Annotated in this window: 4 protein-coding genes; all 4 read right to left on the reverse strand. The window is 44.6% G+C overall.

Annotated features, from left to right (window positions below):
* The coding region (locus Q0954_RS32495) for an efflux RND transporter permease subunit (protein WP_299465717.1) at positions 1 to 3,181 on the reverse strand (3,181 nt) is incomplete at its 3' end.
* Positions 3,182 to 3,409: 228 nt separating this feature from the next.
* Positions 3,410 to 4,465: an efflux RND transporter periplasmic adaptor subunit gene (locus tag Q0954_RS32500; protein WP_299465720.1), complete on the reverse strand. Its 1,056-nt coding sequence runs from the start codon at positions 4,463 to 4,465 to the stop codon at positions 3,410 to 3,412.
* A 479-nt stretch (positions 4,466 to 4,944) separates the two neighbouring features.
* Positions 4,945 to 5,235: a hypothetical protein gene (locus tag Q0954_RS32505; protein ID WP_299465723.1), complete on the reverse strand. Its 291-nt coding sequence runs from the start codon at positions 5,233 to 5,235 to the stop codon at positions 4,945 to 4,947.
* An 89-nt stretch (positions 5,236 to 5,324) separates the two neighbouring features.
* The coding region (locus Q0954_RS32510) for a transposase (protein WP_299465726.1) at positions 5,325 to 5,684 on the reverse strand (360 nt) is incomplete at its 5' end.

Genomic DNA, 5,684 nt, shown 5'->3' on the forward strand with positions numbered 1-5,684 from the left:
CCACATGTAATGGGCTAAACGCTAGATCAGGTAGTTGCCTGAAGATCAGGCAATGCCTGTGGGGGCTACCGACTACCAACTCCTGACTAACCCTCTTATTAAAAAACAACCAGTACAATACAGGCAATACAAATAGGGTAAGGATCATAGAGAAGGTAAGCCCAAAGCATATCACCGTGCCCAAAGGCCCCCACAATGGCGACCCGCTCAAGATCATAGGCACAACCCCAATAGCCGCCGCCGCTGAAGTCAAAAATATAGGGCGCATACGTCGCTTACCCGCCGAGAGTGCCGCTTCTTTGATGGTCAAATTACCTTTGGCAAATAGCTCCTCGGCATATTCTACCAGTATAATCCCGTTTCTTACCACAATCCCCATCAAGCTAATAAGCCCCATAAAGGCGGTGAACCCAAATGGATAGCCGGTGAGTTGCAAGCCCAACGTAGCCCCAAAAATGCTCAAAGGCATCGTAGACATAATCAAGGTGGCAAGTTTTACGCGTTTGAACTGAAACAACAAAATCAAAAAGATAGCTACCACACTGGTAAGCATCGAGAGCCCCATCGGGATGTAGTTTTCCCAAGAACTTTCGTATTCGCCCCCGTGGGCAATTTGTACCCCTTCGGGCAAGGCAAGCGCCTCTAGTTGAGGTTTTAGTTTTTTAAATACATCAGAAGGAATGGTACCAAATGCTACATCGGCACGCACGGTCAAGGTTTTTACCCCATTGCGTCTGATAATTTGTCCTTCTGTCCATTCGGGTTTTAGTTCGGTTACCGCACGAATAGGCATCGAAGCAAAAGTCATAGGCGAGGTAATGTATTGATCTCCAATATCTTTTACCTCATCGCGGCGATCTTTGTCCTGAATAAGCACCACTTGTACTGGGTAGTCGCCCTCCCAAAGAGTGACCACCGGCAAACCTTGCATGCCTATGGCAAGCGAAGTAGACAACATAGTTTTACTTAAGCCCAATCGGTTGGCGCGTTCGCGCAATAAATTGACTTCTACTGCTTGGCGGGCTTCGGCAAAATCATCGCGCACCCAGGTTATCTTTGGAGTTTGTTTGAGCAAACTACTTACCTTGGCAGCAGTTTGCTTGAGCAAGGGAATGCTATCGCCCGAAATACGTACCTCGATGGGTGCCTTGGCTGCTGACATGTTCAACTGCTTCCACTTGATGTGGGCATCGGGAAAGTAGCCTGCATATTTTTGCGAGTATTCTTTGATCAATTCCTCGGTGGCTTGGCTAGAAGTGGTATTGACCAACAACTGGGCGTAGTTTTTAGACGGAATATTGGGCGCATATACGGTATGAAAACGGGGCGAGCTGGTACCCACAAAACTGGTCACGTTTTTTACACGTTGGTCTTGCTCCAATATATCTTCCAGCGTGTTCACTACATTGGCAGTGCGCACCAAGGCTTTGCCTTCGGGCAAATATACCTCAATGGCCAATTGGTCGCGCTCTACCTGAGGAAACAACTGTTGGGGTAAACCCGCCGCCAATACTCCACCCGCTACTATGGAGGCTACACCCAAGGCAACAGTGAGTGGTGGCGCACTAAAGGCTTTCTCAAGCGCCCAATCATAACCTTTTTGCAAGTAATCCAGCATTCCAGCGCGTTTGGGCTGGGCGTTGTTGGGCTGGTGAAAACCTTTTTTGATGAATACATAACACATATAAGGCACCAACAAACCCGCTACTAACAAGGATGAACCCAAGGCTACCGCAATGGTGATAGGGAATGATTGGATAAAATCGCCTGCGGTACCTTTCAAGAAAAACATCAACGGAAAGTAAGAGGCAGCAATTGCCAAAGTAGCGGCAAACACCGGTAAAAACAGTTCAGAAGCACTTTTCCAGGCAGCATTCCAAGGGCTTTCGCCATGATCGAGTTTCTCTAAATGGTTGTCTATAATCACAATAGAATTATCTACCACCATCCCCAACACTACAATGAGCGCCGCCAACGAAACCGTATGCAGCTCTATGCCCATAGTAGACAATACGCCCAGCGTGATAAGAATAGAAATAGGTATGGTGATTCCGGCTACAGCCGACACTCTAAAAGGCAACAACAACATAGTAACCACAATGACCGACAATACCGCAATGCCAAACTCTTTCATAAAGTGAGAAATGGCATGGTGTACCACATTGGGCATATCAGCAATTCGCTCCATTTTTACATCTTTGGGTAGTTTTGCCTTGGCTTTTGCCAAAGCTTTGCTCACTTCGTCGCCAAATTGTACAATGTTATTACCGGGCTGCATTTCGAGCGAAAGCAACAACGATTTGCTGCCCTGATAGTTGATAAAAGAGTTGGGTGTTTTATAACGTCGCTCTATGCGTGCCACATCTTTTAGGCGGATAAGGTTGCCTTGTGGATCAGCATAAATAATCTGGTTAGCGAGGTCTTCTTCTGATTGATAACGAGGGGGCAAATGCAAGGGCATGGTCATATTGCCATTGTCCAAGCTCCCCGAATAGTTGACGGTACCTTCAGTGCGCAAAGCTGACAAGATGGTGATGGGCTTTACATTAAAGTTTTGCAGCTTTTCGGGCTGAATGTGTACCAAGATTTGTTCTTTTTGTAAACCAAAATGTTTCAGTTTTGATACACCTTCTATCTTTCGCAACTCACTTTCTACCTTTTTCAGGTAGGCTTCTAACTCTTTATAAGTGCGTTTTTCAGAAGTAAGCGTCAGCAATAGTGCTGAGGTATCGCCAAAATCATTGTTGGCAATCAGAGCAAGTACTTCAGGGGGCAGTTGGCGTTTTACCTCGTTTAAACCGTGGCGTAATTTTGACCAAAACACATCGGGGTTTTTTACCCCATCGCGTAGCTCTACAAACATAATCATCATTCCTTCCTTAGAAATAGAGTAAGTTTTGAGCTTGTTTACTTCCTGATAACCAAACAAATAATTTTCTACTTCGGTCGTAAGGCGTTCTTCTACCTGTTGCGACGAAGCTCCAGGGTATACCCCCACTACCAAGCCTTGACGGATGGTAAACTGGGGAAACTCTTGCCGGGGCATGTTAAAAAAAGCATAAGCGCCCAAGCCCATCAACAATACAGTAATAATGAGGCTGATCTCTTTGTATTTCATTGCCGCCTCGATGAGGTTTATTCTACGGTGCGGGTTTGTATTATCTTCTTTCATTTTTTTCATTTTTTTAACAAGGTAGTTTTGATCGCTTTATTGCTATATGGTTTTATGGTTCGCAAAGCGAGGCTAAAAATTTAAGTAAGTCGCTTATAGAGCAGCGTCAAACTTGGAGCACCGATATGCTTCAGTATCTAAGGACTTGAGGCTGTCGAAGCTACTGACTCCTAACTCCTGACTCCTGACTCCTGACTCCTGACTCCTGACTCCTAACTCCTGACTACCAACTATAGACTATTGAATACTTATCTTCGCGTGATCAGTCAGTTTGTGTTTTCCTCTTACTACTACTTGCTGTCCCGTTTGCAGCCCTGCCAATACTTCTATCTGGTTTTGACGAAACAGCCCTACCTTCACGGCTTGTTTTTTGGCTTCCATTGTCTGGCGATTGACCACATATACATAAGTCTCTCCTTCTATATCGTTCGACACTGCCTGATAGGGCACTAATAATTTGGCCGCCTGACGTTGTTCCAGCGATACATTACACATCATTCCAGGCTTTATTTCGTTTTGTACATTGGCAATGGCTATTTTCACATCATAAGTGCGCGAAATGGCGTTTGCCATGACGCCTATTTCGGTTACTGTACCCGCAAACACCTTGTCTTGCAAAGCCGATATTTTAATTTGCGCTTGTTGCCCGGTTTTTATCTGGCTTATTTCGCCTTCGGGCACCGATACTTTTACTGCAAGTTGGTGAAGCTGTACTAATTGTATCACAGGCGTACCTGGCAAAGCGGTCATACCGGGTTCCAGCATTTTTCTGCCAATGACCCCACCCACAGGCGCGTGTAAATCACCATTGTTTAAATTGGTTTTGGCAAGTGCCACTGCAGCGTTTGCCTGCTCATAGCCAGTTTTTACCTCTACCCATTTCATTTCGGGCAAGCTGCCGCTTTTATACATGGGCTTCAGATTGTGGTAGGCGTGCTCGGCGTGTTTTTGTTTGGCAAGTGCCAACTCATAGCCACTTTGTTGGCTGTCTTGGCTCAGCCGAGCAAGCAACTGCCCCTTGTTTACACGTTGTCCTTCTTTTACATAAATGCCTTTGACCAACCCAGGCATCAAAAAGCTCAACGGAATAGAAGTAGAAGGCTCAATAGTGCCGCTGTAAGACAAGTTGCCTTCGGTTTTTGACAATGTCGCTTTTGCTACAGTTACCTTAATGGGCAATTGCTGGGTTTTTACTTGTGCCTTTGCCAAGTTGGTATGTTGTTTTTTGGCGCTACAGGCCCCTAGCAATGATGCTGTCATGAGGGCAATTACATAAGTGTTTATACTTTTCATGTTTTAGTTTTTTAGTCAGGAGATGGAAGTTGGTAGCCCCTGCAAAGGGTTGGGAGCTGAGCGCCAGGCTTTTACACCTTAGCCTGGCAGTTTCTCCCTATTTTCGCAGCATGCTTACTCTTAACATCTCAACCTTCAATACTTGTAGCTTGCGACTCTCCGCTCACCACTTTTTAGACTATTTTAGTTTTTTGGTCGAAGTATGCGTAAAAAAAATCGCTATGTTTATTACTTGTAGTTTGCGGCTCTCCGCTCACCACTTTTTAGACTATTTTAGTTTTTTGGTCGAAGTATGCGTAAAAAAAAATCGCTATGTCTATTACTTGTAGCGTGCGGCTCTCCACTCACTACTTTTTTAGACTATTTTAGTTTTTTGGTCGAAGTATGCGTAAAAAAATTGTAATGTTCGTTACTTGTTACTCTTTCCTTATCGCTTTTTTAGACTATTTTTTGAGCTTAAATAATAATCACCTTGGCTCCTAATTTGCCACCGCCTCGCACAAAATATCGAGCACCATGTCGAGCTGTTGATCTATGTTAGTATCTGCCAACCAAAGAAGCTCTATGAGCGAAGCCAAAGTCACTTGAGTCAGCCAATCAAGTTGCCGCAGGTTTACTTGAGTATTTGCCTGATTGAGATACAGGGTCTTGTACAAAATATCACGCAATGACGCAGTGTTTACTTCATTGGGTATCAGACAACGTTCCTTGTCTAATGTTTTGAGGTAATGCGTACATTGTGTTCTGAGCTGTAACTTTACTTTTTCCATTTATTTAGTTTTTTAGTCGGGAGACGAAAGTTGGTAGCCCCTGCAAGGGGTCGGGAACTGGGCGCTAGTGCACTAGTGTTATGTCAACGTTATATTTTAGGGTAAAGCCTCTTTAATTTAATCCTCGCCTCTTTAGTAGTAAATTGCCACTCTACTTTTGAGGCTTGTTTATTTCTTTGTTGATACCATTGGGTCGCTTGCTCTTTTAGCGCCTCCTTGGACTCGACTCTCTTGGCTAGCCCTTGTCTGGTTAGAATACTGAGTTCAATTTCAGCAATGTTTAGCCAAGAGCCGTGCTTAGGTGTTCTAACTACTTCTATACGTTCTATAATGGCCCTGGCTCTTTCTGGTGGAAGTATTTCATAGAGTGCCGAGAGTTTGTGAGCCGCGTGATTATCCTCTACTAAGGTGATTTTGTGGGCATCTGCATACACTTCTTCGGCTAAATG

Origin of the sequence: uncultured Microscilla sp., assembly GCF_947493425.1 — a bacterium.
GTDB lineage: Bacteria > Bacteroidota > Bacteroidia > Cytophagales > Microscillaceae > Microscilla.